Genomic DNA, 2,221 nt, shown 5'->3' with positions numbered 1-2,221 from the left:
CCCCTGGCGGGTGTCGGGGGCCGGAAAATCATTCCCTGAGGGAAGCCACGCGCCGCTGCCGCTATTGATCCGTTCTCCGGATCGGGCACGGCGGCACGGAGCGCCGGAAAAACCCCTGATGTACGTCAGGGGTTTTTGTGTGTGCGGCTCATCCCGCCCGCAAGTGGCTATATGGGCAGCGGCGGTGCCGCTGCTCAGAGTTTCGCCCGGATTTCGTCGTAGCTTTCCCGCAACTTCATGACCTGCGGGTCGATGAGGACCTGTGCCCCGTCCCGCGCCACAGCGCACATGAACAGCAGGGCCTCCTCCGCATCAGACATGCTGTTGCAGACAATATCATAATATTCCGTCTTGTTGGACGGATCAATCTTTCTGGCGCTTTCCGCCGCCTGACGGAAAGTCTTGATGAACACCTCGCAGCGTTCATGCCGAAACACTCTGCGGCCAAAAACCTGCAACAGGGGCGTTTCCCCTTGCGTGCCCGCAAGCACGTCTTCCACCTCACGCGCGAGGGCGGCCCCGGCCTCGGCGCTGCGGGCATTCATGGTGGTCACGTCGCACAGGCATTCGCGCACCACCAGCCGCACGTCCGCAATGCTGAAACGGTGCTCGCGCGATTTTTTAAATTCGTCCATGAGCAGCAGAAACATGCGCTCACGGTGATAGAGCTGCGCAGCCTTTTTCTGCTTTTGCAGTTCCTTGCGTTGCTCGCGCATTTCATCGTTCTGCATTTTTATGGAAACAATGATGCCTGCAAACGCAAGCCCTGAAAACAGCGTGTTAAGCACCCCGAAGGAATCGCCAAAGGTGCCGGACTTGCTGAAGTCTTCCACAGACCAATATAGCAACAGGGCAGATGCGGCCCAGATAATGATCACAAGCAAGGCCGCTTTCCAGAACAGCGCCCACGTCACCCTGTCGGGAGAAGCCTCCGCAGTTGCGTGAGCGTGCGTGCCGCCAGAGGCGGATGACATACCCGTATTCAGGAAGCTTCCGATTTCGGCATCCTTAGCGCGCGGAGAGCGTGCCGCCATACAGTGTTCCTCCCTTGCTTGCGCGGCGCAAAATCTGCCGCTCAGGCAACATAGCCTTTCAGCGTTGCCCCGGCAAACAAGGCGCGCGGCAATGCCCCGGAACCCCATTGCTGGCTGTTGACGCGCCATGTTGCAGCAGATATGAGATTTGACGCTCTGTTCAACTTCTTCCGGCCTGCCAGGCTTTTGTTCTTGCGACCGCCCAATGGATTTCCTATGCAGATACCAATTCCCGTCAGCACCGTGGGCCTGCTGTTTTGTTCCAATCTGTTCATGACCTTTGCCTGGTATGGGCATCTGCGCTACAGAAGCACCGCCCTGCCGCTGGTTATCATTACAAGCTGGGCCATCGCCTTTTTTGAATATGTTTTGCAAGTGCCTGCCAACAGGATAGGCTACGGCTATTTTTCGGCGGCAGAACTGAAAACCATTCAGGAAGTCATCTCCCTGACTGTTTTCATGGGCTTTTCCGCTTTCTGGCTGCACGAGCCCTTGCGCTGGAACCACCTTGTGGGTTTTGCGCTCATTGTACTGGCAGCGTGGATTATCTTTAAGGAGTGGTAGGCAACGTGTTGGATTTCAGTCTGGTTACATACGCCGTTGGCATAGCCGCAGCATTTGGCGGCGGATTTATTGACTCCATCGCTGGCGGCGGCGGGCTTATTACCATGCCCGCCCTGCTGCTTTCCGGCGTACCGCCGCATCAGTCCCTGGGCGTCAACAAGGTCAGCGCCTGTCTTGGCACCACTGTTGCGCTTGGCAACTTTGCCCGCAGTAACCTGGTATTATGGCGTGTAGCCCTGGCAGGCATTATCTTCTCGCTGGTTGGTTCCTGGGCCGGGTCACGCCTTGCCCTGCTGCTGGACGCCGCAGTTCTTGGCAAGGTGCTGGTGGCCTTGTTGCCCATAGGCATGTGCGCAACCCTGCTGCCCAAGAAAGAACACAAACAGAAGCCCCTGCCGCACTCCGGCCCTCGCTTCTGGATTCCCGTGGCCTTTGTATGCCTTCTTATTGGCGGCTATGACGGATTTTTCGGCCCCGGCACAGGGAGCTTTCTTATCCTGGCCTTTCACTGGATTCTGCGCATGGGGCTGATGGAAGCCTCCGCCACCTCCAAGGTGCTCAACCTTGCCTCAAACTTTGCCGGAGCCGTGGTTTTCATCGTCAACGGCGTGGTGGTGTGGAGT

General features: G+C 57.7%; 3 protein-coding genes. 2 read left to right on the top strand and 1 reads right to left on the bottom strand.

Annotation, left to right across the window (positions count from 1 at the left end; translation table 11 throughout):
- Positions 1 to 194 precede the first annotated feature (194 nt).
- A complete protein-coding gene (locus VEZ52_RS12085; RefSeq protein WP_324837036.1) occupies positions 195 to 1,034 on the bottom strand; it encodes a hypothetical protein in 840 nt (279 codons plus the stop codon).
- 216 nt (positions 1,035 to 1,250) lie between these two features.
- On the opposite strand from VEZ52_RS12085, the gene VEZ52_RS12080 reads away from it, so the two are divergent.
- Entirely contained in the window at positions 1,251 to 1,598 is a 348-nt protein-coding gene (locus VEZ52_RS12080; protein ID WP_022658003.1) for a DMT family protein, read from the top strand.
- 5 nt (positions 1,599 to 1,603) lie between these two features.
- Positions 1,604 to 2,221 (top strand): sulfite exporter TauE/SafE family protein (locus VEZ52_RS12075; RefSeq protein ID WP_324837035.1); only part of this gene is annotated, 618 nt, incomplete at its 3' end.

The organism is Desulfovibrio sp., assembly GCF_035644575.1.
Classification (GTDB): domain Bacteria; phylum Desulfobacterota; class Desulfovibrionia; order Desulfovibrionales; family Desulfovibrionaceae; genus Desulfovibrio.
The sequence above is the reverse complement of the archived record's forward strand: the minus strand, read 5'-3'. Positions and strand labels throughout refer to the sequence as shown.